23 protein-coding genes are annotated in these 24174 nt (G+C 61.8%); 8 read left to right on the top strand and 15 right to left on the bottom strand.

Annotated elements, in window-relative coordinates:
• Positions 1-69: 69 nt before the first annotated feature.
• The 3 genes from AAFN47_RS00375 to AAFN47_RS00365 are packed head-to-tail and all read left to right on the top strand — an operon-like array spanning position 70 to position 3900.
• Positions 70-1755, top strand: coding sequence for a thiamine pyrophosphate-requiring protein (locus AAFN47_RS00375; protein WP_499807171.1), 1686 nt, complete (start codon positions 70-72; stop codon positions 1753-1755).
• 17 nt (positions 1756-1772) lie between these two features.
• The gene (locus AAFN47_RS00370; RefSeq protein WP_499807170.1) at positions 1773-2465 is read left to right on the top strand and encodes an isochorismatase family protein; all 693 of its coding nucleotides are present in this window, start codon (positions 1773-1775) and stop codon (positions 2463-2465) included.
• A 46-nt stretch (positions 2466-2511) separates the two neighbouring features.
• Positions 2512-3900 (top strand): FAD-dependent oxidoreductase, encoded by a 1389-nt coding sequence (locus AAFN47_RS00365; protein ID WP_499807169.1) that lies wholly within the window; start codon positions 2512-2514, stop codon positions 3898-3900.
• A gap of 5 nt (positions 3901-3905) precedes the next feature.
• On the opposite strand, the gene AAFN47_RS00360 is transcribed toward AAFN47_RS00365, so the two are convergent.
• The 10 genes from AAFN47_RS00360 to AAFN47_RS00315 all read right to left on the bottom strand — a co-directional run bounded on the left by AAFN47_RS00360 (position 3906) and on the right by AAFN47_RS00315 (position 14674).
• Positions 3906-4514: a cysteine hydrolase family protein gene (locus AAFN47_RS00360; protein ID WP_499807168.1), complete on the bottom strand. Its 609-nt coding sequence runs from the start codon at positions 4512-4514 to the stop codon at positions 3906-3908.
• The gene (locus AAFN47_RS00355; protein ID WP_499807167.1) at positions 4514-6577 is read right to left on the bottom strand and encodes a hydantoinase/oxoprolinase family protein; all 2064 of its coding nucleotides are present in this window, start codon (positions 6575-6577) and stop codon (positions 4514-4516) included. The genes AAFN47_RS00360 and AAFN47_RS00355 overlap by 1 nt, the downstream gene beginning before the upstream one ends.
• Positions 6574-8319, bottom strand: a complete 1746-nt coding sequence (locus tag AAFN47_RS00350; RefSeq protein ID WP_499807165.1) for a hydantoinase B/oxoprolinase family protein — start codon at positions 8317-8319, stop codon at positions 6574-6576. Before AAFN47_RS00350 ends, AAFN47_RS00355 begins: the two co-directional genes overlap by 4 nt.
• Positions 8316-9197, bottom strand: coding sequence for an isocitrate lyase/PEP mutase family protein (locus AAFN47_RS00345; RefSeq protein ID WP_499807163.1), 882 nt, complete (start codon positions 9195-9197; stop codon positions 8316-8318). The genes AAFN47_RS00350 and AAFN47_RS00345 overlap by 4 nt, the downstream gene beginning before the upstream one ends.
• Positions 9198-9229: 32 nt before the next feature.
• Positions 9230-9931, bottom strand: a complete 702-nt coding sequence (locus AAFN47_RS00340) for an ABC transporter ATP-binding protein (RefSeq protein ID WP_499807162.1) — start codon at positions 9929-9931, stop codon at positions 9230-9232.
• On the bottom strand, positions 9924-10673 hold the full coding sequence (locus AAFN47_RS00335; protein WP_499807161.1) for an ABC transporter ATP-binding protein: 750 nt from the start codon (positions 10671-10673) through the stop codon (positions 9924-9926). Before AAFN47_RS00335 ends, AAFN47_RS00340 begins: the two co-directional genes overlap by 8 nt.
• A complete protein-coding gene (locus AAFN47_RS00330) occupies positions 10666-11664 on the bottom strand; it encodes a branched-chain amino acid ABC transporter permease (protein WP_499807160.1) in 999 nt (332 codons plus the stop codon). Before AAFN47_RS00330 ends, AAFN47_RS00335 begins: the two co-directional genes overlap by 8 nt.
• Positions 11661-12533 (bottom strand): branched-chain amino acid ABC transporter permease, encoded by an 873-nt coding sequence (locus AAFN47_RS00325; protein ID WP_499807159.1) that lies wholly within the window; start codon positions 12531-12533, stop codon positions 11661-11663. The genes AAFN47_RS00330 and AAFN47_RS00325 overlap by 4 nt, the downstream gene beginning before the upstream one ends.
• Positions 12534-12630: 97 nt before the next feature.
• Positions 12631-13854, bottom strand: coding sequence for an ABC transporter substrate-binding protein (locus AAFN47_RS00320; protein WP_499807158.1), 1224 nt, complete (start codon positions 13852-13854; stop codon positions 12631-12633).
• Positions 13847-14674 (bottom strand): GntR family transcriptional regulator, encoded by an 828-nt coding sequence (locus AAFN47_RS00315; protein WP_499807157.1) that lies wholly within the window; start codon positions 14672-14674, stop codon positions 13847-13849. Before AAFN47_RS00315 ends, AAFN47_RS00320 begins: the two co-directional genes overlap by 8 nt.
• Positions 14675-14814: 140 nt before the next feature.
• Here AAFN47_RS00315 and AAFN47_RS00310 point away from each other — a divergent pair, with 140 nt between their 5' ends.
• Genes AAFN47_RS00310 through leuD form a run of 5 tightly spaced genes read left to right on the top strand, consistent with a single transcriptional unit; the run spans position 14815 to position 20245 of the window.
• Entirely contained in the window at positions 14815-16809 is a 1995-nt protein-coding gene (locus AAFN47_RS00310; protein WP_499807156.1) for an oxidoreductase, read from the top strand.
• Positions 16806-17807 carry an NAD-dependent epimerase/dehydratase family protein gene (locus AAFN47_RS00305; RefSeq protein ID WP_499807155.1) on the top strand — a complete coding sequence of 334 codons (1002 nt, stop codon included), beginning with the start codon at positions 16806-16808 and terminating at the stop codon, positions 17805-17807. The genes AAFN47_RS00310 and AAFN47_RS00305 overlap by 4 nt, the downstream gene beginning before the upstream one ends.
• Positions 17804-18226: an organic hydroperoxide resistance protein gene (locus tag AAFN47_RS00300; RefSeq protein WP_499807153.1), complete on the top strand. Its 423-nt coding sequence runs from the start codon at positions 17804-17806 to the stop codon at positions 18224-18226. Before AAFN47_RS00305 ends, AAFN47_RS00300 begins: the two co-directional genes overlap by 4 nt.
• Before the next feature lie 13 nt (positions 18227-18239).
• The gene (gene leuC, locus AAFN47_RS00295) at positions 18240-19646 is read left to right on the top strand and encodes a 3-isopropylmalate dehydratase large subunit (protein ID WP_499807152.1); all 1407 of its coding nucleotides are present in this window, start codon (positions 18240-18242) and stop codon (positions 19644-19646) included.
• Positions 19643-20245: a 3-isopropylmalate dehydratase small subunit gene (leuD, locus tag AAFN47_RS00290; protein ID WP_499807151.1), complete on the top strand. Its 603-nt coding sequence runs from the start codon at positions 19643-19645 to the stop codon at positions 20243-20245. Before leuC ends, leuD begins: the two co-directional genes overlap by 4 nt.
• 3 nt (positions 20246-20248) lie before the next feature.
• On the opposite strand, the gene AAFN47_RS00285 is transcribed toward leuD, so the two are convergent.
• Genes AAFN47_RS00285 through AAFN47_RS00265 form a run of 5 tightly spaced genes read right to left on the bottom strand, consistent with a single transcriptional unit; the run spans position 20249 to position 24162 of the window.
• Entirely contained in the window at positions 20249-21082 is an 834-nt protein-coding gene (locus AAFN47_RS00285) for a GntR family transcriptional regulator (RefSeq protein WP_499807149.1), read from the bottom strand.
• 16 nt (positions 21083-21098) lie between these two features.
• Positions 21099-21950: an amidohydrolase family protein gene (locus tag AAFN47_RS00280; protein ID WP_499807148.1), complete on the bottom strand. Its 852-nt coding sequence runs from the start codon at positions 21948-21950 to the stop codon at positions 21099-21101.
• 19 nt (positions 21951-21969) lie between these two features.
• A complete protein-coding gene (locus AAFN47_RS00275) occupies positions 21970-22740 on the bottom strand; it encodes an ABC transporter permease (RefSeq protein ID WP_499807147.1) in 771 nt (256 codons plus the stop codon).
• Positions 22740-23573: an ABC transporter ATP-binding protein gene (locus AAFN47_RS00270; protein ID WP_499807146.1), complete on the bottom strand. Its 834-nt coding sequence runs from the start codon at positions 23571-23573 to the stop codon at positions 22740-22742. Before AAFN47_RS00270 ends, AAFN47_RS00275 begins: the two co-directional genes overlap by 1 nt.
• Positions 23566-24162: a cysteine hydrolase family protein gene (locus tag AAFN47_RS00265; RefSeq protein WP_499807145.1), complete on the bottom strand. Its 597-nt coding sequence runs from the start codon at positions 24160-24162 to the stop codon at positions 23566-23568. The genes AAFN47_RS00270 and AAFN47_RS00265 overlap by 8 nt, the downstream gene beginning before the upstream one ends.
• Positions 24163-24174 lie beyond the last annotated feature (12 nt).

Here is a 24174-nt window from a genome sequence, read left to right as displayed (position 1 = left end):
GTGTCGTCTCCATCTTTCATCTGATATATTGTTATGTGAATAATACAAAACTGACAAGGAGGTTCTGAAATGGAAGTTGCGCCCGACACAGTTGGAGAAGCGTGGCTCAGGCTTTTGGCCACGCGCGGCGTCGATTTTCTCTTCGCCAATGCGGGCACCGATTTCCCCTCCATCGTCGAGGCCATCGCCCGCGCCGAGCAGACAGGCATCTCCATTCCGCGGCCGATCCTGTGCGGGCACGAGAACGCCGCAATCTCCATGGCGCACGGCCACGCGATGGTTTCCGGACGCGCGCAGGCCGCCATGGTGCATGTCAATGTCGGCACCGCGAACGCCATCAACGGCCTGATCAACGCCGATCGCGACTACGTGCCGCTCATGCTTGCGGCCGGACGCACGCCCTTTCTTGAGGAAGGACAAAACGGCTCGCGGTCGCTCAACATCCACTGGGCGCAGGAAATGTTCGACCAGGCGGGCATGGTCCGCGAGAGCGTGCGCTGGGACTATGAACTGAAGGATGTGCGCCAGCTTGTGCAGGCTACGGATCGGGCGCTTGCGGTTGCGCATTCGGATCCCGCCGGCCCTGTTTACATCACCCTGCCCCGCGAACTCCTTGCCATGCCGCCGGCGGACACAGCCATTCCCGCCAACTCCTCAATGAAGCCGGCGCGCGCAGGCGGCCCCGATCCCGACGACGTCACCGAAGCCGCACGATTGCTTTCCGCCGCAAAGTCTCCGGTTATCGTTACGGCGCGGGCCGGCGCGGACAAGGCCGTGCCGCCGCTCCTGTCGAAGTTCGCCCGGGCGTTCGGCGCCCCCGTCGTTGAATTTCGTCCGCGCCATCTCAGCCTGTCGAGTGAAGACGCAATGCACGGGGGTTTCGAAATCGGTCCATGGCTTGCCGACGCCGATCTGGTGCTGGTCATGGAATGCGACGTGCCCTGGATGCCCGCCAGCAACCGCGTCGCCGACGACCTCAAGGTTATCCAGGTCGGGATCGACCCTCTCCAGGCGCGCTATCCGATGCGCGGCTTTCGCTCCGATCTGACAATCCATTCTTCGCCGCGACTTTTCATCGAAGCGATGCTCGACGAACTCGGCGAAACACCTGCCGACCACGAACGCGCCGCTTCGGTATCGCAACGTTGCGCCGAGATGCGTGAAAGCGGCCGCGCTGCCGCACTCACGCAACCGCAACAGATCACGATGGCGTGGGCTTCGGCCTGTCTGGACCGGGCGCGCGCGGAGAATTCGATCCTCGTCAACGAATATCCGCTTGTTCGCAATGTCATGAAGACGACACATCCGGGTGAATTCTACGGTAGCTCTCCATCTGGCGGCCTCGGCTGGGGCCTGCCGGCGGCGCTCGGCGCAAAGCTTGCGGCTCCGGACAGGGAAGTGATCGCAGCGCTTGGCGACGGCAGCCACCTGTTTTCCAATCCGATCGCCTGCCACCAGATCGCCGCGGCCGAAAACATTCCGATCCTGGCGATGATCTTCAACAATGGCGGCTGGGGCGCCGTGGACCGGGCGACGCGCGCCATGTATCCCGACGGCTACGCCGCGCGCGCCAACAGCATGCCCTTGACGCGCTTCGAGCCGGCGCCGGATTTCGCCGGCGTCGCCCGCGCCTGCGGCCTCTGGGGCGATACGGTCGCCGATCCGGCGCTGCTGCCAGACGCGCTCGATCGCGCCTTTACCGAAATTCGCGAGAACGGCCGCTCCGCCGTTCTGAATGTCCACTGCGCCGGCTGATACGGAGACAAGAGCAGATGACCGATACGCTTCCCATGCACCCACTCCTGCCGGAAACCGTCACAGGCGCGGCGGCGGAGAGACGCGGACGCCCGCATGTCTTTCCGGACATCGATCCGAAAAAGACCGCCATGGTCGTGATCGACCTGCAGCGCGCCTTCATGGATGTCGGCGCGCCGTCGGAGGTTCCCCAGGCGCGCACCATCGTGCCGAATGTGAACCGGCTCGCCAAAGCGATGCGCGCGGCCGGCGGTCGGGTCGTCTGGGTTCGGGCGACGTTCGATGAAGCCGGCTGGCCGATCTTCTTCGACCATATCGTCAATCCGGCGCTTTCCGGCCGCATACTGGACGCACTGCAGGACGGCGCCGAACTGCACGAACTTTACGAAGGCCTCGACGTGCAAAAGGGCGACATGATCGTCAACAAGTACCGGCTTTCGGCCTTTCTTCCCGGAACCTCCAACCTGCCCATTCTGCTGCGGACGGCAGGGATAGATACGATCCTGATGACCGGCTGCATGACCAATGTCTGCTGCGACAGCTCCGCGCGCGACGCCGCGATGACGGACTTCAAGACGATCATGATTGAGGACGCCAACGCCACCCGCACGGACGAGGCGCATCTCGCCGCGCTGACCACTTTCCTGCAGGCCTTTGGCGACGTGCGCCGCACCGACGAAATAATAGACATGCTGTCAGGCACAGACTGACAGCGCACCGCCCTCCCGCTACTCTCACTATCGGTCGAAACAGAACATGGATCCCCAAATTCTTCCCGCATCGGACGCCAATCCCGAAACCTTTGTCGACGTCGTCATCATCGGGGCCGGCGCCTGTGGCCTGACCGCGGCGATGGCGGCAGGGGAAAAGGGCGCAGAAGTTATCGTACTCGAAAGGGACAAGTCGCCAAGAGGATCGACGTCCATGTCTTCCGGGTTCATTCCGGCGGCAGGAACCAAGAAGCAAAAGGCGATGGGAATCGACGATAATGCGGAGCTCCTGTACGACGACATCATCGCGAAATCGCACGGGCTTTCCCATCGGGCGACGGCGCGTCTTGCCGCGCGGTCAATCGGTCCGGCGATCGACTGGCTTGGCGACGCGCACGCTGTCGAATGGATCGTGATTGACGATTTCCTGTATCCGGGTTTCAGCCGGCCTCGCATGCACACGCTTGCCGACAAGACCGGCGAGGCGCTGGAAATGCGCCTGCTTGACGCGGCCGAAACCGCGGGCGTTCCGGTCGTCACCGAAGCGACGGTCGATCGCCTCTATTGTGACGGAAGAAAAGTCACGGCGGTGGGGCTGACCCGTCCGGATGGCAAGTCGGAGGTGATCGGCTGCAAGGCTGTCATACTCGCCTGCTGCGGCTTTGGCGGAGATAGCGAACTTGTCGCAAAACACATCCAGGGCCTCTCGAACGGCGTGTTCCACGGTCACGCGGGCAACACCGGCGACGCGCTGAAATGGGGCGCGGCCCTGGGCGCCGCGACGCGCGATCTTTCTGGCTGTCAGGGGCACGGTTCGCTTGCCCATCCCCACGGCATCCCTATTCCATGGGCGCTGATGTCGGAGGGCGGCATAGCCGTCAATCTCGCCGGCAAGCGATTTTCGAACGAAAGCGGCGGCTATTCCGAGCAGGCCGAAAAGGTTCTCGCTCAGCCAGAAGGCGTCGCATGGGAAATATTCGACGAAAGGCTCCACCAGTTCGGAACCGGCTTCCCGAACTATCGGGAAGCCCTGGAGATCGGCGCTGTGAAACGCGGCGACACCGTCGAGGAACTCGCGGCAGCTACAAAATTGCCCGCCGATGCTCTGGCCGAAACACTGGCGGAGCGCGCCGGGACAGGCGTCGACTGGCTGGGTCGGGATCTGACTGACCTTCCTCCGCTTGTCGCACCCTATTATGCGATCAAGGTCACCGGAGCGCTCTTCCACACGCAAGGCGGATTGCTGATCGATGACAAGGCCCGCGTCGTCGATGAAGAAGGCAAACCATTTCCCAACCTGCTGGCGGGCGGCGGAGCCGCCTGCGGGGTTTCAGGACCGCAGGCCGAAGGCTACCTCTCCGGCAACGGTCTTTTAACCGCTGTCGCCTTCGGTTGGGTCGCCGGTCAGTCGGCCGCCGATATCGCCGCGCAATAGCGCCTTCAGCCGAGTTCTGCGATCATCTCTTCAATCGTCGCGACGCGACCGACGGGCTTCAGCGCCGCAATGGCCGTGTCGTGCACCTCGGCGGAGAACGCCGCGCAACCATCCTCAAGCACGATCGCATCGAATTCCCGCACATGGGCGGCGCGGACGGTGGTGGCGACGCCGCCATTCGTGACAATGCCGGCGACCAGAAGCCGTTCGATCCCGCATTTTCGCAGAACCCACTCCATGCGCGTCTGGTAGAAGGCTGAATAGGCGATCTTCTCGACCACCAGGTCGGCGGGCTGCAATTCGTCGACAAGGGTGTGTCCCCAACCGCCCGGCATGAAATCGCCCTTCTTCAGGAACGGTCGCAGGCTTTTCAGGTGCGGCGCGATCATCGGCTCGCCGCCCTTCGCCGGCACCAGGGTAAACTGGGTCGACACGACCCACCCTCCCCGGCAGCGCAGAAGATCCGCCAGAGGCTTCAGCCGGCCCGGCAGGGCGGCGATCGACGCCGCAGTCTGCCCTGCCCGGCCGTAGGCGCCGTCCGGATGCAGGAAATCGTTCTGCAGGTCGACGATCAGAAGCGCCGTTTTCTCGATCGGAATTGCATCGCTGCTCATCAGGCGCGCTCCATGATGATGTTGCCGAAATTATCCACGCGCGCGGTGAGGTCCGGATCGACGACCACTGTCGCGTCCGGCTGCTCGAGAATTGCGGGGCCGGAAATGACCGCGCCCTCCGGCAGGTCGAGGCGCGCGTAGATCGCCGTGTTGTGCCATTCGCCCTGGAACCAGACATCCCGGTGTCCCAGCAACGCGCCTTCCACCGTGGTGTCCTTCGGCGCCGCCAGCGCTGACAGGTCGAAGCGAGGCCTGATCCCGACCGCCGCCGTGCGCAGATTGACGATGCGGACGCCGATATTCGGAAGCAATCGGGAGAAACTCGCCTCATATGCCTTCTCGAAGGCCTTGCGGATCAGGTCGACCGTTACCCCCGTCGTGCCATCTTTCACCTCGGCAGGCAGCGGCACCGCCAGCGTATGCGTCTGGCCGAGATAATGCATGTCGAGTTCGAACAGGACGTCGATCCTTTCGACCGCGAGACGAGCGCTTTCAACGATGGCGCGCGCGTGGTTCGCCTCCTCCATCATGCGCGCGTCGAGCGCTTCGATATCCAGACCATTGAGATTGGCGTTGAGCGTCTGCACCTGGTCGTGCCGGATGTCAGCGATGACGCAGCCCAGCGCCGAGGTGACTCCCGGATAGCGCGGGACAAGCGCCGCCTTCAGCCCGACGTCCTTGATCAGCGCGCCGGCGTGAAGCGCGCCGCCGCCGCCGAAGGGCACCGCAGCGAATTTCGCCGGATCGTGGCCGCGTTCGATGGACATCAGGCGAATGGCGCCGCCCATCTTGCTGTCGGCTATCCTGACGATCGCTTCGGCGGCTTCCATGACGCCGAGACCCAGCGGCTCGGCCACGTGCTTTGCAATCGCCGCCTTCGCCGCATCGACGTCCAGCCTGTCAAGCTTGCCGCCGATCGGATTTTCAGCGTTGATGCGCCCAAGCACGACATTGGCGTCGGTCAACGTCGGTCGATCGTTGCCCTGGCCGTAGCAGACAGGTCCCGGGCGAGACCCGGCGCTTTCCGGCCCGACCTCGATCATGCCGCCGGCGTCAACGCGGGCGATCGAACCGCCGCCGGCCCCGATCGTCACGATCTCGATCATCGGTGTGCGGATGACCAGTCCAAAGTCAATCGTCGTCTGCGGCGCAAGCATCGATTTGCCGTCGACCACTAGCGAGGCGTCGAATGAGGTGCCGCCGAGGTCGCCCGTTACGACATTCGGAAAGCCGGCTTCTCGGGCGATTGCGGCTGCGGCGATGACGCCGGCGGCCGGACCCGAGAGCGCCGTGCGCGCCGGCAGCGTCCGCGCCATTTCCGTGGACATGACACCGCCGTTGGATTGAACGATATGGAACTTGCCGTCGAATTTTCCCTCTGCGAGCGCATGTTCCAGCTTGCCGATGTAATTGCCGACGACGGGCTGCAGATAGGCATTGAGAACGGTAGTCGAGGTCCGCTCAAACTCCCGGATTTCTGGAAGGATCGAGGCCGATCCGACGATATGATCATTTGGCCAGACGCTGCGTGCTGCTTCAAGCGCCGCCTGTTCGTTTGCAGGGTTGGCGTAGGCGTTCATGAAGACGATCGCCAGCGCCTCGGCGCCCATGGCGATGAGTTCGCGGCAGACGGCCTTTACGGCTTCCGTATCGACTTCCGTGCGGATGGTTCCGTCAGCCATGGTGCGTTCGGCGACCTCAAGACGCAGATCTCTCGGCACGACCGGGATGAAATCGCCCGAAAGACCCCAGGTCGCCCTGCGGTCGCGACGACGCATTTCGAGGACATCGCGAAAGCCCTCGGTGGTAATCAGACCGACCTTGGCGCCCTTGCGTTCCAGAAGCGCGTTGGTCCCTACCGTTGTGCCATGGACGATCGACGCGAGTTCCGTCAGCGGACCGAAACTCGTCAGTCCCTCCAGAAAACCGACGGCCTCGTCGCCGCGATTGGACGGGACCTTGGCGGTCGAGAACGTCCCGTTTGTTTCGTTGAAGTGAAAAAGATCCGTGAATGTGCCGCCAACATCAACGCCAACTACCGAGCCGCCAGTACTGTTACTCACTTCGCATGCTCCTTCCGGCGCGATTCCGTCGCCGCTATGTCAATCTCTCCCTCTTGGTTCAGGATCACTCCATAATCCTTTTCTGCAGACGCCGCGCTGACGAAACCGAGTTCCACGTCGCGCTTCACCTGCTCGATTGGCCGCGTCAGCGGATCTCCCCAACCGCCGCCGCCCGGACTTTCCAGCCGAACCCGACGGCCCGCCGGCAGATGCAGATCGGTAATCTTGGAGACCATCGGCGGGCTTTCCTCCCCGGTTTGCGTCTGCCAGTAGAAACGGTTCATGGCGGCGGGACCGCCGCCTGCGACCCCGAAAGGCGGCGCCTTGCCGCGTTCGCCGAGCAAGGCCACGTCGGAAGGCCGAAGCGTCTCGATCTCGTAGACCGCGCCGACGCCGCCGCGATGACAGCCGGGGCCAGCGCTGTCGGGGCGCAATCCCCACCGGGTGAACATCACCGGATAGGCGGCCTCGAGAATTTCCACCGGCGGTATAGTGGCCGTGGAAATCGGATTGTTGGCGTGGTTCAGGCCATCGCTTTTTGGCGAACCGCCAAGCCCGCCGCCGAAGAAGGAGAACATCACGAACCGACGACCGTCATCGTGGCCTGAAATCGACAGAGCGTTGATCGTGCCGAAGGGACCGCCCAGCGCACGGTCGGGATCCGCCTGGGCGATCGCCCCGAAGATGACGCCGATCAGGCGCAGGATGGTTTCGGTGTACCCCGCAACCGGCTTCGGCGCTTCTGCGCCCAATATGGAGCCTTCGGGAATGACGAAATCGATCGGGCGGAGACAGCCGGCGTTGGCGGGCACGTCTGTAAACAGGTGCTTCAGCGCCACGTAGCAGGCCGCGACCGTGGTCGAGCGGGAAATATTGATCGGGCCCTTGCAGGCCGGAGACGAACCCGTGAAGTCCAGCGTCATGCGGTCGCCCTGGACAGTCGCCTTCAGCATTACCGAAAGCGCTTCGTCGACGATGCCGTCATTGTCCAGAACATCGGAGAACGAGTAGCTGCCGTCCGGCAGCGCGCTGATCGCCGCGCGCATCAGCGCTTCTGAACGGTCTGAAAATGCGGTGAACGCCGAGGCGATGGTCTTGTCGCCATATTCGTCGAGTAGCGCGCCCATGCGCCGGACGCCGAGTTCGAGGGCGTTGAGCTGTCCGTTCATGTCGCCCCAGTTTGACGTCGGCACCCGAGAATTGGCTTCCAGAATGGCGATGATGTCCTTGCGCAGCACGCCCTTCTCGTAGAGCTTGACCGGCGGAATGCGCACGCCTTCCTGAAAACTTTCCGTCGCCTTTGGATTGTAGCCGCCAGCGACATTGCCGCCGATATCGAGCCAATGGCCGACGGACGCCATCCAGCAGAACAATTCTCCATCTCTGAAAAGCGGTCTCACGAGGCGGAAATCGTTGAGGTGCGTACCGCCATCATAGGGATCGTTGAAGAGAAAGATGTCGCCGTCAGCGAGATCCCCGTCCTCCTCCACCTTCGCGATCACGGCCCGCACCGCGAATGCCATCGCGCCGACGAAGATCGGCAGACCGTTTGCGCCCTGGACCAGCGTATCGCCGGTCACCGGATCGTAGAGGCCATGGCAGGCGTCCTTGGCTTCGGCGATTGTCGGATTGAACGCAGACCGGTACAGTGTCGCATCCATTTCATCGACGATCTGTTCGAGCCGTCCCTTCAGGACGGCCAGTGTCACCGGGTCCAACGCCGCGGATTCGGCATCATTCACGCGTCATTCTCCTTCTTGCCCACCGTTTCATAGGCTTGCCCGCGGGCGAGTATCTCGGGGGTGCCGAGGATTCCGTTCAGTTGGGTAAAGTCGAACATCCGGTCCGCCATCGGCCGGTTGGAGCCGTTTTTCGCCAGGCTCTGGTAGTATTCGGTCATGGCGAACCCGAGGAAACGCACGATGCCGCCTGGAAAGATCACGATGGAATATCCAAGTTCACCAAGGTTGGTGGCGTGCATGATCGGCGTAGATCCGCCTTCGACCATATTGGCGAGCAGCGGCGTTTCCGTTCCGAGGCGGGTCGCAATTTCCGCCAGGTCGTCGCGGCTGCGCGGCGCTTCCACAAACAGAACGTCGGCGCCTGCCTCGGCGTACATCTGCGCGCGCTCGATCGCCGCCGAAACGCCCTCGATCGCCAGGGAATCGGTCCGCCCGACGATCAGGGTTTCCTCGCTCTTGCGGCTATCGACAGCGGCGTGGATCTTTCCGACCATCTCGCTTGCCGGGATGATCTGCTTGTCGGCAAGGTGACCGCAACGCTTCGGCATTGTCTGATCCTCGAGCTGGATCGCCCGCGCGCCGGCCTTTTCAAACAGCCTGATGCAACGCTCTACATTGAGAGCGTTTCCATAACCGGTGTCCGCATCGACGATGACGGGTATCTCGACGCGGTCACAGACCATGGTCAGGGTTTCGGCCACCTCGAACATGGAGACAAGGCCTATGTCCGGCCGGCCGAGCCTCGTGTAGGCAATCCCTGCGCCGGACAGATACAACGCCTCGAAGCCGCTTGCTTCGGCCACCGACGCCGTCAGAGAATCGTAGATCCCCGGCGCTACCACTGGCGTTTTCTCCTTCAGACGTGACTTGAAACTCATTGGAGAGCCCCCCGATTCATCATTCAAACTCCTTACAAACCCAAATATGCCTGTCTTAATCTTGCATCTTCGCGCAGATTGCGCGCAGCGCCTTCCACGACCACTTCCCCGTTTTCGAGGATGTAGGCGCGCGACGCGATCTCCAGAGACTGGATGACATTCTGCTCGACCAGCAGGATCGTCAGCCCCTCCCCGGCCAATCGGCCAATGAGAGTAAACATCTCTTCCACGAGCAGCGGCGACAGGCCAAGCGACGGCTCGTCGAGAATGAGCAGACGCGGCGCGCTCATCATTCCGCGCCCTATCGCCAGCATCTGCTGCTCGCCGCCGGAGAGCGTCCCGGCGTATTGCTTGCGTCGTTCCTTCAATCGCCCGAAAGTGGCGTAGACGTCCGCAACCATCGTCTTTCGCCGGGACCGGTCGCCGCGGTAGTTGCCCAGTTCGAGATTTTCCTCGACGGTCAGATTCGGGAAAATCTTGCGCCCTTCCGGAACCTGAACCAGCCCGGCCTCAACGATCTCCGCCGGACTGAGCCGGTCGATCCGCTGTCCGGTGAACTCGATCTCGCCAGACCACAGAGGCAAAATACCGGAAAGCGCCATATTCAGCGTCGATTTGCCAACGCCGTTCGACCCGAGCACGGCGACGATCTCGCCTTCGGCGACCGTCAGGTTCACGCCCCGCAGAATTTCCGTTTCGCCGTACCCGGTTCTGACATTTCGAACCTCAAGCATGGGGTTGCCCCCCTTCCGCCTGCAGACGGGCAGCGGCCCCTTGTCCCAGATAGGCTTCGATAACGGGGCGTTCGCTGCATACGATTGCGGGCGCGCCCTCGGCAATCAGCTTTCCCTCATTGAGCACGTACACGGTCTCGCAAAGGTTCATCACGGCCTGCATGATGTGTTCGATCATGAAGATGGTGACGCCGTCGTCGCGAATTGAGCGGATCACCGGAAGGATGTCGCGAATTTCCGTCGGATTGAGACCCGCGAGAACCTCATCGAGCAAGAGCAAGCGCGGCCGCGTCGCCAAGGCGCGCGCCAGTTCGAGACGCTTGCGTCCAGCCACTGTCAGGGATGAGGCTGCAAAATCCAGCATGGGACCCAGCCCCAGCCGATTGCCTACGGTTTCGGCCTCGGCGAGCGCATCCGCCCTTTCGGGGGTCCGCAAATAGGCGCCGACGGCGATATTTTCGCGCACGGACAGCCCTGCGAATGGCTGTACGATCTGGAAGGTGCGCACCATGCCGAGACGCGTGCGGTCGTGCGGCGGCATGGATGTAACCGTCGCGCCCTCGAAGCGGATATTGCCTGCATCGACGGGCACAAATCCGGTGGACATCGCAAACAGCGTCGTCTTGCCCGCGCCGTTCGGACCGATCAGCCCGGTGATGGAGCCCTGTTTGACCTGCATGCTGACGTCATCCACGGCGACGAGACCGGAGAAACGCTTGCTCAGGCGATCGATCTCAAGCATCGGCGCCTCCGTCCCGGCCGCTTTGTCCGGCGTCGCCTCCAGTCTTTCGGCGAAAGCCCTTCAGGGAAATGCCGGCCAGTCCCTTTGGCGCGAAGGCGACGGTTATGATCAGGATCACGCCGAAGACCAGCAGATCGAATCCGGGAATTCCGCCGGAAAACTCTTTCGTAATCTCGCCGGCGCCGAGCAGCACTACCGCGCCGATGAGAGGACCGAACATTGTTCCGAGACCGCCGACGATGGCGGCGAACAGGGCCTCGATGGAAATCCAGGGTCCGTAGGCGATATTGGCGTCCAGAAAGAGGAAGTTCTGAGTGTAGAGAACGCCCGACAGCGCGGTCAGAGCCGCCGACAGGGTTATCGCGCCGAGCTTGACGTTCATTACGTTGACGCCGAGCGCGCGCGCGGCGTCCTCGTTCTCGCGTATCGCGATCAGATAGGCGCCGAATTTCGACCGGTCGAGCCAGCGCGTGATCACCAGCCCGACGCCGACGCAGACCACCGCAAGCAAGACGAAGAACCGCCGGTCGCGCAGTTGCAGATTTTCGAAGCCGTAATCGATCGGCACGACAATGCCTGCTCCACCACCGGTGATCTCGGATGAATTGGCCAGAATGCGTAGCACTTCGGCGAATGCCAGGGTTATCAGCGCAAAATAGCTGCCCTTGAGACCGGAGCGAAAGGTGAGAAAGCCAATGAACGCTCCAACCAGCGAGCCAAGCGCGACGCCCAGTACGAGCGAAGCCCAGGCGTTTACGCCGTAACGGGTCTGAAGGATGGCGGCGGCATAGGCGCCGGTGCCGAAAAAGGCGGCGTGACCGAAGGACGCGAGCCCGCCATAGCCCCCCAACACGTTCCAGCCCTGGGCGGCCAACGCGACGATCATCATGAAGATCAGCAGATTGAGGAGACTGCCGGACAGTCCCAGAAACGGGAGAACTGCCAGAACAAGCATAACAGGCAGGATCGGGAACAGATCGCGGGCGCTCATATTCGCTCTCCGAACAGGCCCGTGGGCTTGAAAAGCAGCACCAGTATGAACAGCACGAAAATGCCGAGCTGACCAAGGCTGTCCCCAAGGAAAAGCGAGGATGCGGCTTCTACGACTCCGATCAGGAGGCCACCGAGCAGCGCCCCGGTGACCGACCCCATGCCGCCGAGGACAACGATGGTGAAAGCAACCAGGACAAAGGCGCCGCCGGTTTGAGGATTGACGTAGAAAACCGGCATCAGCAGGCCGGCCGCCACGGCCAGACAGGCCGACCCGAGAGCAAACGTCATGGCGTAGATGTGATTGACGTCGATGCCGACAAGCCTGGCGCCAAGTTTCTCCTTCGCGACGGCGCGGATTGCCTTTCCGGCGTCCGTCCGGTTGAGGATAAACCACACGATGACGGCCGTCGCCATGGTGACGACGAACCCGACGGCGCGCGGCCAGGACAGAAGCAGTGGCCCGATTTCGATGACCCTGAAACCGTAATCCGTTGCGATCGTCCTGGTGTCGGACTTGAAGACGACCAGCAATCCGTTCTCGATGACGATCGAAATGCCAAGCGTCACCAGCAGGATGGAATTGTCACGGCCGTGACCGGCCGGGCCAATGATAAAGCGCTGCACGCCGTATCCGAGCCCGAACATGATCGGGGTGAGCACGAGAATCGACAGATAAGGGTCGAGACCCGCGTGTTCCCACAAAAGCCAGATACCGAACATGGACAGCGTCAGAAATGCGCCATGGGCGAAATTGACGATATGAAGAACCCCGTAGATCAGCGTGAGGCCGACGGCCACCAGCGCATAGACCGCGCCGAGCATAAGCCCGTTGATCAGCGCCTCCGCGATTATGGGGATGGGGTACATTTCACTCGTCCGCTGGGCCAGACGCCGGCATGCGCGTCAGGCCTTGTCGATGAAGTGGCGTCCCGGCGACGGATGCCGCCGGGAGCCGTCAATACAATCAGTTGACCGGGAAGATCGGTTCGGCCTGCGCGTAGTCTTCCGGATAGATGACCTTGATATCGCCGTTCTGCACCTGGGTGTTCAACGGCAATGCATTCTGGTTCTGCCCGGTCTCGTCGAACTTGACGATGCCATAAGGCATGACGGTCGGATCGAATTCCTGCGTCTTCAGAGTTTCGGTCAAGGCGGCCCGGTCGGAGGAGCCGGCCTTCTCCAGCGCCTGGGCGACGACATGGATCAGCGCATAGTTGGTCGGCGTGTTGTAGGCGTAGAACGTGCCTTCGTCCTTGACCGTCTGCATCAATTTCGCAGTCGCCGGATGGTCGGGCATACCCCAGTGATTGCAGTCCATCACGCCTTCGGCTGCTTCCGGATATTCGTTGACGAAGCGATAGGAAGACGCCGCGCCTCCGAAGATCGCGTAAATTCCCTTCGGCTTGACCCGCTGCTGCTGGAGCGTCCGCGCAAACAGAACGAACTCGTTGTAGTAGTGCGACGGAATTATCAGGTCAGGATTGAGCGAGCGCAGGCGAAGCACGACATTGGACATGTCGCGCGCAGGCGTCGGGTGGCTGATCACCTCGACGATCTCGAAGCCCATGTCGGGAAGCTTTTCCTGCATCAGGCCGGCAAGGCCCGAACCGAACAGGCCGTCCTCGTGGACGAGAGCGACGGTCTTCGCCTTGTTTTCCGCGGCGTCGTTCAGTCGCTGCAGATTGGCAAGGGCGATGGTCGTTGCGATGCTGAAGCTCGGTCCGAAACGGAACGTGTTGGACAGCCCGCGTCCGGTGATCGCATCCGACACGGCCGTATCGACGATGAAAGGCAGGTCGTAGCGCGCCGCCGCCTGGGTGGCCGTCGTCGAAATGCCCGAGGCGAAACCGCCTGTGATGATGCTCACGCCTTCGTCATTCAGGGTTTCCGTCGCCTGGGCGCCCGCCTCGGCGTTGGACTGGCTGTCTCCGATGATCAGTTCGATCGGCGCGCCGTCCAGGGACTTGATGCCGCCCGCGGCATTGACCTCTTCGACGGCGACCTTGGCGCCGATTGAAGCGAGTTGACCGTCTCCGGCGAGAAATCCGCTCATCGGCTGCAGGAGACCGATCTTGACGGCCGCCGGCTGTGCGCGGAGCACGGTCGGCGCTGCAAGCACGCCCACTCCAAGCGCGGCGGCTCCCTTCAGAACCGTACGGCGTGAAAGCATATTTTTTACACTAGTCATTGTTCCACCTCTTCCTGTTGGTGTGCGCATGCCGCGCATTCTGGTTTTCCTTTTTTCTATCCGCAGGGCTCCAATAGCGGGCTCCATTGCCGCCCGAACGAACCAGATCCATCCGGAAGCCGTACCGGTCCGGCCGGTAGCGCGCTTCGAGATACTCCATGCCCCTGCCCTGGCTGTCGAGAACCGTTCTCGTCAGCGAGACAAGCGCGGAACCGACCTTGACGTCGAGGGCTTCCGCCACATCCGGCGAGGCAAGCATTGCGCTGATTTCCTGCGATGCGGCGCTCGCCTTCAGGCCCGAACGCTCGATCAGCTCCAGCAAGGGATCCCGGGAAAGATCCTCGCGTGAGTAAAGGCGGCCGATCCTTTCCGGCACCTGCGCAGTGAGATAGGAGAACGGCTCATCGTCGACGAGACGGACCCTCACCGATCGTTGCACGCGCTCGTCCGCCTCCAGCTTCAGGGCCTCGCGGACATGGTTTTCAGGAACGACATATTCGAACGACAGCATTTTGACGGCGGTGCTGCGCCCCATTTCCTTGAGATGGGTGAAAACGTTGGAGACGTCAGCGATCGCAGACTGCATCTTGCGATCGGGTTGCCTGACATAGGTTCCGGATCCGACCCGCTTCTCCACGAGACCATCGGCGACCAGTCCGTCGATCGCCCTCCTGACGGTCACGCGCGACACCGAATGCTCTTCCGCCAAAGCCTGCTCACCGGGCAGTTTTCCACTCTGACCGAAGAGACCTTCAGTGATTCTGTCCCGAAGCAGAAGATAGACCCGATGGGTTTTGGCGGGTTGGGTTACCTGTGACAAAAACGGCTGATCCGGTATTAAAAATGTTGCAATAGTTGTATTAATTATAATACAGATTGTCAACGAGAACGCCACGCCGGATTCTGTAAATTTCCAGACAATTTTCGTGGCGAGGACTGGCAGCGCAGCAGCAGGGAGCCATGACTGAAACCGACTTTCCGCATGTGATGAGTCCTCTGAACGTCGGACCGCTGACCTTCCGGAATCGCATTTTCGTTCCGGCCCACACCACTAATTACGGCGAGAACCATCTGCCGAGCGAGCGCCATCTCGCCTATCATCGTGAACGCGCAAGGGGCGGCGTCGGCGCAATCATCTTCGAATCCATACGCATTCACCTGAATTCGCTGGGCAGGCCGCAAGCCGTGCAGGGTTTCGATTCGTCCTGCATCGAACCGTTTCGCCGCATCACGGATGCGGTAAAGGCCGAAGACGCATGCATTCTCGGCCAGGTTATCCATCTGGGCAGACAGGTCGAGGGCGACTTCGAGCGCACTGTGTCCTGGGGCGCATCGCCCATCCCCTGGACCGGCACCGCGCTTCCGCCGCGTCCGATGGACGAATACGACATGGAAGCGGTGATCGACGGCCATGTCCGCTCCGCCAAAAACCTGGTCGAGGCCGGTTTCGACGGCATTGAACTGCAGATGGCGCATGGGCATCTCCTGCAGCAATTCATCTCGCCGCTCTCAAACAAGCGCGACGATCGCTATGGCGGTTCGCTGGAAAACCGTCTCAGGTTTCCGATCGCAGTTCTGCTGGCCGTGCGCGAGGCTATAGGGCCGAATCTATGTCTTGGCATAAGGCTTTCCGGCAGTGAATATATCGACGGAGGCCTGGAGCCGGCGGAGGCGGAACAGGCGGCTCTTGCTCTTGCGAAGGCGTCGCGCGTCGACTTCTTCAATGTCAGCCACGCCGCCTATCACGGTAGCTACTCACTGGCGACGCAGATGGCCGATATGGGCATGGATCCTGAGCCGTTTCGCGAATTGCCAGCAGGAATACGCTCGACGCTCAGAGAGGCGGGACACGAGATACCGGTCTTCGCCGTATGCCGTTTCACAGGTCTTTCAGAGGCCGAATCCGTAATTGCCTCGGGGACCGCCGACGCAGTCGGCATGGCCAGAGCCCATCTTGCCGAGCCGGCGATCGTCCGCAAATCCATCGAAGGTCGCGTCGACGAGATAAGGCCCTGCATCGCCTGTAACCAGGGATGCGCCGGCATGCTCGAACGCAACCTGCCAATACGGTGCCTCGTCAATCCGCGCGCCGGACTGGAAGCCCAATGGGACGAACCCGATAGCAGCCCAGGCGGGCGAAAGCGGGTCCTGGTGGTCGGCGCTGGCGCGGCCGGGTGCGAAGCGGCTGCAACCCTGGCCTCCTTCGGTCACGAGGCGACGATCTGGGAAGCCTCGGAAGGACTGGGCGGCCAGTTGGCGGCGGCGCCGCGCCTTGCCCGGCGGAACAATTTCAGCAAATTCCTCGACTATCAGGCCAAGAGCCTGGAACGCTACGGAATTACACCGGAATTCGGTGTGCGCGCCGATGCCGATATAATCGTCGAATTTGCGTCGAAAAAAGCCATAGACCATGTGCTGCTTGCAATCGGCGCCGACGAGACACGTCCGGACTTACCCGGCGACGGACCGATCGCCACCCAGATGGAAGCACTAGACGCCCCCGACCGACTGGGAAACGAAATCGCCTTCTGGGATCAGACCGGCGAATGGACGGCGCTTTCCCTGATCGAACATCTGGCGTCTCTGGGCCGCAAGGTTACTGTTTTCACAAGCCCCGCCTCGATCGCCTGGAGAACCACCATCTATTCCACACTGGCGAATTTCCGCCGCCTGCGCGAACTCGGCGTGCGCTTGCGTCCCTTGAGCAGACCGGTTCACTGGGACGGGAAATGCCTGTCCGTTGAAGATTTGTCCTGCGGAGAAGTGACTGTTGCGTCGTTTAGCGGATTAGTCGGAGCGACCCATCGCAACGCCGACCAGAGCCTCTATCTGGAACTGCGCAAACGCGGCCTACCGGTCACGCAAATCGGGGACAACAACGCGCCGAGAACGGCTCTTGAAGCAGTCTATCACGGACATCGCGCAGCCCGGGAAATTGCCGGAGCCGCCGCATGAAAATGCTCGTCACCGGCGCCGGGGGCTTCCTGGGGATTAATCTTCTCGAACGGCTTCTTTCGAGCGGCCACAACGTGTGCGCCATAAGCGATCGTCCGCTGGAACCAGTCGCCCTCCACGCATTCGCGCCTCTGCCCGGTTCTCTGGAGATCGTCACCGCGGATGTTCGCGACCGCTCCGCCGTCTGCGAGGCCCTTAGCGCTTTCCGGCCCGAAGCCGTGCTTCACGCCGCCGCCATCACGCTTGGACCACAGGCCAGGCTGGCGTCGGCCGAACGGACGCTTTCGGTCAACACGCTTTCAACGCAGATCCTGCTCGAGGAGGCCGCTCAGGCAGGCGTCCGCCGCTTCGTCTACCCCTCCTCCTCCGCGGTGTACGGCCCGGCGCCTTTTGCGGGCCCGGTTGCGGAAGCAACGGAGACGGCTCCCGCCGGGCTCTACGGCTATTCGAAGCTCGCCAGCGAATTGCTGGTCGCGGAAGCTGGACGTAGCCGTGGACTTGAAACGGCGTGCGCGCGCATCACCGCGCTGTTTGGACCATGGGAACACGATACGGGCGTGCGCGAAACGCTTTCGCCGCCCTGGCAGGTCGCCATGCGGATCAAGCGGAAAGAGTCGATCCGTCTTCCGGACGGCGGCGCGCGCGACTGGACGTCAGGCCGCGACATCGCAAAGTGCCTGGAAATCCTGCTCCAGGCTGAGACCCTGCCCCACAGGATCTACAATCTGAGCCTCGGCGCGGTCTGGACGCCGCATTTGCTTTGCGCGGCCATGGGCGTGGAGCCCGGCCATATCGAGCGCGAAGACCCGTTGGAGGTTGCCTATAATGACGATCTTTCGAAATCCCGGAATCCTGTAAGCGGCGCGCGCTTTGCGGAGGATTTCGGCTTTCAGTTCATGACGCCTGCAGAGGCCTGCGCGGATTACGCGGCCTGGCTCGACACCAACGCCGGCCAGGGAATGGTCCGGCAAACGACACCGGATGGAGTTCCAAAATGAAGATCTTATATACAGCAGAAGGCAAGGCCGTCGGCGGACGAACAGGCGCCGCCTCTACGCCTGACGGCGCGCTCGACCTGACGCTTGTGAAGCCTAAGGAGATGGGAGGCCCGGGAGAAGGAGGCACCAATCCGGAGCAATTGTTCGCCTGCGGCTATGCGGCCTGTTTCGTGTCGACGCTTGGCGTCATCGCACAGATGGAGAAAACAACGATCGGCACGCCGGAGGCCGTCGCCAAGGTTTCGATCGGTCCGAACGAGGACAAACCGGGATATGGTCTGGCCGTTGAAATGACCGTGACCATTCCGGACGTCGACCGGGACACCGCCGAGAAGTTGTTGGAAAAGGCGCACGCCATGTGTCCCTATTCAAACGCAACGCGCGGAAATATTCCAGTCAATATTACGCTGACCGACTGAAAATCGAGGTTGAATGCCCCTTACACTGTTTGACAAGGTCTGGAACGAACATGTCGTCGTCACACGGGAGGACGGCGAGGATCTTTTATGGATCGACCGGCATTTCGTTCACGAAGGATCGCATCACGCCTTCGCCAAGCTCAAGTCACGCGAAGCGAAAGCCGCAAGGCCGGACCTGACATTCGGCGTGGCCGACCATTACGTGCCGGTGCGCACCCGCCGACGCGAAGACTTCGCGGATGATATCCGCACGATGCTGGGCCGGCTCGAAAACAACTGCGCCAAACACAATATTGAACTTTTCGGACTGGATGATCCGCGCCAGGGCATCGTGCATGTCGTCGGACCGGAACAGGGACTTACCCTTCCCGGCCTGACACTCGTCTGCGGCGACAGTCACACCTCGACACACGGCGCTTTCGGCGCGATTGCGTTCGGCATCGGCGCCTCCGAGGCGGCGCATGTCCTCATGACGCAGACGCTGTGGCAGATGAAGCCTAAACAGATGCGCGTCACAGTGGATGGCGCGTTGCCCGAAGGCGTTTCGGCGAAGGATATCGCGCTCAACATCATCGCCAAGGTGGGCGCTGACGGCGCGCGTGGTCACGCGCTCGAATACGCCGGCTCGGCGATCCGCTCGCTATCCATGGAAGGTCGGCTCACACTCTGCAATCTCTCGATCGAGAGCGGCGCGCGCTGCGGCATGGTGGCGCCCGACGAGACAACCTTCGAATGGATCCGGTCTCGACCGCTCGCGCCGGCCGCAGCGCTGCTCGAAAACGCCACTGAACACTGGCGAACGCTCTATTCCGATCCGGACGCCGCGTTCGACAGCGAAGTCTCGCTCGATGCGTCCAGCCTCACTCCGACGGTCACCTGGGGCACGAGTCCGGAGGACGCCCTGCCGGTGACCGCCAGCCTGCCTGATCCCGCCAAAACGAGTGACCAGGCGAAAGCCCAGCATCAGCGCGAGGCCCTAGACTATATGGGACTGCGCCCCGGACAGCTGATAGAAGATATCGCCGTCGACCGTGTTTTCATCGGTTCTTGCACCAATTCGAGGATCGAGGATTTACGCGCGGCGGCGAAGGTTCTGGCCGGCCGCAAGGCCGTGGTGCCGGGCTTGGTCTCGCCAGGGTCGAGTCTGATCAAGGCTCGCGCCGAGCAGGAGGGTCTCGATCGTATTTTTGTCGACGCCGGGCTCGAATGGGTCGAAGCGGGCTGTTCGATGTGCGTCGGCATGAACGGCGATCTGGTGGGCCCCGGCGAGCGCTGCGCGTCGACGACCAACCGCAATTTCCGCGGTCGACAGGGTCCGGGCGCGCGCACGCATCTCATGTCGCCCGCCATGGCGGCGGCGGCGGCCGTCACCGGGCATCTGACCGATCTGCGCAAACTCGAAACCGGGACGGCCGCATGACGCCCTTCACCGCAATTGCTTCCGCCGCCGTCAGGCTTCCGCTCTCGAATGTCGATACGGACCAACTGCTGCCAGCGCGCTTCATGAGCCAACCGCGCTCCGATGGCTATGGCGACTTCCTGCTCCACGATCTTTCGCGCGATGATGACGGCAATCTGCGGCCGGACTTTGCGTTAAACGCCCCTGAGGCCAAAGGCGCACAGGTGTTGGTGGCGCGTCGTAATTTCGGCGGAGGATCCTCGCGCGAGGGCGCCGTCTACGCACTCGTCGACCATGGTTTTCGATGCGTGATCGCGCCGAGCTTTGGCGACATCTTTTCGAACAACGCCGCCAATAATGGACTCTTGACCGCCCAGGCGGCCGAAGACGATGTGGAGTTTCTGCTGGCGGCGGAGGGAGACGTCACTGTCGACCTTCGCGACTGCACGATCCATGCGGCCAGCCAGCGCATCGCCTTCGAGATCAACCCGGTGAAACGCGAAAAACTCCTCAATGGCTGGGAGGACGTCGACCTTACCCTGTCTCGCAAGACAATGATTGACGCATTTTCCGACCGGGACATGCACAGACGGCCCTGGCTCGTGCCCGCGCAGCGGTAGTGCTCAGCTGTCCCGTCTGTTGCCCTGGATGACGGTCAGATCCCGATCCATTGTCGACCATTGCTCGCCCCCTGTTTTTTCACGCTCCATCGTCATCCGGTACTGGTATCGATCCGGTCGATAGAGTGAACGCAGGTATTCGACCGGCGCGCCGTCGCGCCCGTAAACGGTTCGCGTGAGAGCAAGGAGGGGAGAACCGACCGGCAAATCAAGCGCCGCGCCGACCTGGGGATCGGCGAGCGCCGCGCTGAAACTCTGTCGCGCGCTACCAATTTTCACGCCATTCTTTTCCAGCAATCGCATGAGCGACGTCACGGCAAGATCCGCCTCGTCAAACGCCTTGCCGATATCGCCGGGTATGTAGCTGGTCAGATAGGAAAAGGGAGCGCCCTTGCTGCTGCGAACGCGGACCGCCCGCTGCACCATGTCGTTTGGCCCGACCTGCAGTTCGGACTGGACATCGGGGCTCGGCATGACAAAACCGAATTCCAGGACCCTGACTTCCGTACTCTCGCCGATCTCGTTCAGCGTCTCGATGAGATCGTCGATATCTGCGGAAATGGGTCCGGGAATGTTCTGCGGGATGATGCGCGTTCCGGCGCCGCGACGGCGCTGGACCAGGCCTTGAGAAACCAGTTCGCGAATGGCGCGCGACACCGTGATGCGCGACACATCGAACTCCCGGCTGAGATCCTGCTCACTCGGCAGGTTCCCGCTCCGCCCGTAATAGCCCTGCTCGATCCGCTCTCTGAGCACCAGCTGGATCTGGTGATAGAGAGGCGTCGGGATCTCGTGCAGGGAATGTCTGGCGGTGGCGTCCGCCGGATGATCTATCATCGCGTCCTGTCGCTTTTCATGCTCCGGCCGGAACGTCGAGGTTCAGAATCCGCACCGCGTTGGCGCCCAGCAGGCCTTCCATCGATTCTTCCGAAATATCGAGCGCCCTGACTTCGCTGATCGACTGGCCAAGTTCCTGCACCGGCCAGTCTGTTCCCCACATTACTTTCTTGATTCCGTCCTTGTTCGCAAGGGACGGTCGGGAAAGGTAGTCGACAAAATGCGGCGACCAGGAGGATGGCGGATGCGCGTCGGCGATGATGAAGACATTCTCGTAGGACATCGCCGCGCTCGTCATTTCGAAATCGAACGGAATGCCGATGTGCAGTCCGATCAACTTGAGTTCCGGAAATTCGAACGCCGCGTCCTCGATCCATACCGGACGACCGCAAAGCTTGCCGCCGGATCGCGGCGACTGCCGTCCGACCTGCAGCGTGATCGGCACATCCAGTTCGCAGCATTTGGCGTAGATCGGCCAGTAGGTGCGGTCGTTGATCGGCACACCGAACCAGTGCGGATAGACGTGTACGCCCTTAAAGCCCAGTTCCTTCACCGCGTATTCGATGTAGCGCAACGTATCCATGCCGCCGAGCGGATTGATGCCGCACCAGCCGAAGAAGCGATCCGGATATTTCTGCAGGACGGGATAGACCTCGTCGACATGGGTCGCCAGCAACTCTCCGTGCACGCCATTCTGCACCACGTTTGCGATAAGCCCCGCCATCGCCACGCCGTTTTCGTCCATCTTGGCGATGTAGCCTTCCGGATCGACCGGCATCATCGTATCGCGATCGATGCCCAGGACATCGTACAGCTTCAGTTCCTTGTGCGGCTTGAAATTCACGCTCACATCGATGATCGGAGCCATTGTCGACTTTCCTCGCTTGCTATTTCCGGTTGGCGACCGACTCGTGCCAGGGCGTGACGAACCGGCGGAGAAACACCACCAGGAAGTACAGGACGAGGCCGAGGACGGTCAGGATGAGAATGACGGCGAACATCGCCTTCACGTCGAAGGCGTTGAGCGTGGCGACGGCCATGTAGCCGAGGCCCTCGCTGCCGCCGAGATATTCGCCGACAATGGCGCCGATCGTGGCGAGCACGATGCCGACTTCCATGCCGGTGAGAATATACGGAAGGGCGTTTGGCAGTTCGACATTGCGGAACGTCGCCCAGGCGCCGGCGTTCAGGCACTTCATGACGTCGCGGTGACCAGGATCGACGGATTTGATGCCGAGAATCGTGTTGGTCATGATCGGGAAGAAGGCGATGACCGCGGCGAGAACGACCTTCGACGTCATGCCGAAACCAAACCAGACGATAAACAGCGGAATCAGCGCCACCTTCGGCATGACCTGAAGTCCGACGATCAGCGGATTGAGAGCCTGTTCGAGGACACGCACCTTGCCGAACACGCCGCCGAAGAACACGCCAAGAATGACCGCAATCACGAAGCCGGCGACCGTCTCGAAGAGCGTCACCCACATGTTCCAGTAGGTCTTGGGCTCACCGAGAAGGATGACGAGCGAATCCCACACCTCGCCCGGAGGCGGCAGAATGAAGGGGGAAACGTTGAACGCCACCACATAGGCTTCCCACAGGAGAACAAGACCCAGGAGAACACCAGGCGTGATCAGCCATTTCAACTTGCCGGTCATCACGATCCGCTCCCTTCGTCAGTGGTTTCACCAAACGTGTCGAGACGCCGGCGCAAATCCGTTTCGATTTCCTGGAATTCCGCCGTCGACTGGACGTAAATGTCGCGCGGTCGCGCGATCGGTATGTCGCGGATCGTGTCCATGCGCCCCGGACGCGGTGATAGAAGGAGCACGCGATCGGCGAGGAACACGGCTTCGCGGATGGAATGGGTGACCAGAATGACGGTGCAGCCGCTGTCCATCCAGATCCGCTGCAATTCGCTGTTCATCTGATCGCGCGTCATCGCGTCAAGCGCGCCGAAGGGTTCGTCCATCAGCAGGATCTTCGGCCGGCAACTCAGGGCGCGCGCTATGGCCGCGCGCTGCCGCATGCCGCCGGACAGTTCCCGCGGCCACCGCTTCTCGAAACCGGTTATGCCGACCATCTCGCACAATTCGCGCGCTCTCTTCCGGCGCTCCGACTTGCCGACGCCCCTGAGCTTCAGCGGCAATGCGATGTTGTCCTCGATAGTCATCCACGGAAACAGGTTCGCTTCCTGAAAGACCACGCCCAGCTCCGCCATAACCGCGTCATTGCGCGAGGCGTTGCGCCACAGCGAGTTTCCACCGACCTCAACCGAGCCGCTCGTCGGCTGCTGAAGGCCTGCGATGATGCGCAGCAGGGTTGTCTTGCCGCATCCGGACGGCCCCAACAGCACCAGAAACTCACCGGCCGAGATCGTGAGATCTATTTCGGTCAGCGCCAGAACTTCCTGATCCTTCGTCCGGAACAGTTGTTCGATACCGGAAAGAACGATTCCGTCGCCCGTTGCCGAACCCGCCGCGTCAGACATGACTTCCATCCCGTTCAAACGCCTCTGCGGCTGATCGGAAATCGATAATTTCTGCAAATCCGAAACCCATGGTCCCTATTGAATTTTCATGACGTTGTGTGTCGAAATCGGCGCAGGCGTCCTCGACCACGCGCACGTGATAATCTCTCTGACCGAGGTCACGCACCGTGCTCTCGACGCACATCGACGTTGTCACGCCTGCGACGAATATCTCATTTGTTTGCCGCGCCCGAAGCATGGCTTCAAGGGGGGTGGCGTAGTGCGCGGAAAACCGCGCCTTGTCGATGATTGCGTCTCCTGCAGCCTGCTCGACCAGTTGCGACAGCTCTTCATCGCCGCTGCCGCGTTTCAGCGCGCCGATCCTGGCCAGATTTGGCCGCAGGGCCGATATGAGGCGGCCGCCGTCGGAGTAATCCGGTTCGAACATCATGCGGGTCCACACCACCGGCGCGCCGGCCCGGCGCGCGAGCAACGCCAGTTCGTTGCAGCGACGCGCCGCATCGCTCAGACCGGCGATGTCCCAGCCTTGCCGCGCCATCGATCCGTCAGGATCGCAAAAGGATTTCTGCAGATCGATGAGCAGCAGCAAGGAGACAATTCC

Source organism: Hoeflea sp. CAU 1731 (assembly GCF_039888615.1).
GTDB lineage: Bacteria > Pseudomonadota > Alphaproteobacteria > Rhizobiales > Rhizobiaceae > Flavimaribacter.
This window is presented reverse-complemented; position numbering and strand designations above follow the sequence as displayed.

Excerpts from the sequence above, each read along its gene's own strand:
- AAFN47_RS00375 (WP_499807171.1), top strand. The coding sequence starts at position 70 with ATGGAAGTTGCGCCCGACACAGTTGGAGAAGCGTGGCTCAGGCTTTTG.
- AAFN47_RS00370 (WP_499807170.1), top strand. The coding sequence starts at position 1,773 with ATGACCGATACGCTTCCCATGCACCCACTCCTGCCGGAAACCGTCACA.
- AAFN47_RS00365 (WP_499807169.1), top strand. The coding sequence starts at position 2,512 with ATGGATCCCCAAATTCTTCCCGCATCGGACGCCAATCCCGAAACCTTT.
- AAFN47_RS00360 (WP_499807168.1), bottom strand. The coding sequence starts at position 4,514 with ATGAGCAGCGATGCAATTCCGATCGAGAAAACGGCGCTTCTGATCGTC.
- AAFN47_RS00345 (WP_499807163.1), bottom strand. The coding sequence starts at position 9,197 with ATGAGTTTCAAGTCACGTCTGAAGGAGAAAACGCCAGTGGTAGCGCCG.
- AAFN47_RS00340 (WP_499807162.1), bottom strand. The coding sequence starts at position 9,931 with ATGCTTGAGGTTCGAAATGTCAGAACCGGGTACGGCGAAACGGAAATT.
- AAFN47_RS00335 (WP_499807161.1), bottom strand. The coding sequence starts at position 10,673 with ATGCTTGAGATCGATCGCCTGAGCAAGCGTTTCTCCGGTCTCGTCGCC.
- AAFN47_RS00330 (WP_499807160.1), bottom strand. The coding sequence starts at position 11,664 with ATGAGCGCCCGCGATCTGTTCCCGATCCTGCCTGTTATGCTTGTTCTG.
- AAFN47_RS00325 (WP_499807159.1), bottom strand. The coding sequence starts at position 12,533 with ATGTACCCCATCCCCATAATCGCGGAGGCGCTGATCAACGGGCTTATG.
- AAFN47_RS00320 (WP_499807158.1), bottom strand. The coding sequence starts at position 13,854 with ATGACTAGTGTAAAAAATATGCTTTCACGCCGTACGGTTCTGAAGGGA.
- AAFN47_RS00310 (WP_499807156.1), top strand. The coding sequence starts at position 14,815 with ATGACTGAAACCGACTTTCCGCATGTGATGAGTCCTCTGAACGTCGGA.
- AAFN47_RS00305 (WP_499807155.1), top strand. The coding sequence starts at position 16,806 with ATGAAAATGCTCGTCACCGGCGCCGGGGGCTTCCTGGGGATTAATCTT.
- AAFN47_RS00300 (WP_499807153.1), top strand. The coding sequence starts at position 17,804 with ATGAAGATCTTATATACAGCAGAAGGCAAGGCCGTCGGCGGACGAACA.
- leuC (WP_499807152.1), top strand. The coding sequence starts at position 18,240 with ATGCCCCTTACACTGTTTGACAAGGTCTGGAACGAACATGTCGTCGTC.
- leuD (WP_499807151.1), top strand. The coding sequence starts at position 19,643 with ATGACGCCCTTCACCGCAATTGCTTCCGCCGCCGTCAGGCTTCCGCTC.
- AAFN47_RS00285 (WP_499807149.1), bottom strand. The coding sequence starts at position 21,082 with ATGATAGATCATCCGGCGGACGCCACCGCCAGACATTCCCTGCACGAG.
- AAFN47_RS00280 (WP_499807148.1), bottom strand. The coding sequence starts at position 21,950 with ATGGCTCCGATCATCGATGTGAGCGTGAATTTCAAGCCGCACAAGGAA.
- AAFN47_RS00275 (WP_499807147.1), bottom strand. The coding sequence starts at position 22,740 with ATGACCGGCAAGTTGAAATGGCTGATCACGCCTGGTGTTCTCCTGGGT.
- AAFN47_RS00270 (WP_499807146.1), bottom strand. The coding sequence starts at position 23,573 with ATGTCTGACGCGGCGGGTTCGGCAACGGGCGACGGAATCGTTCTTTCC.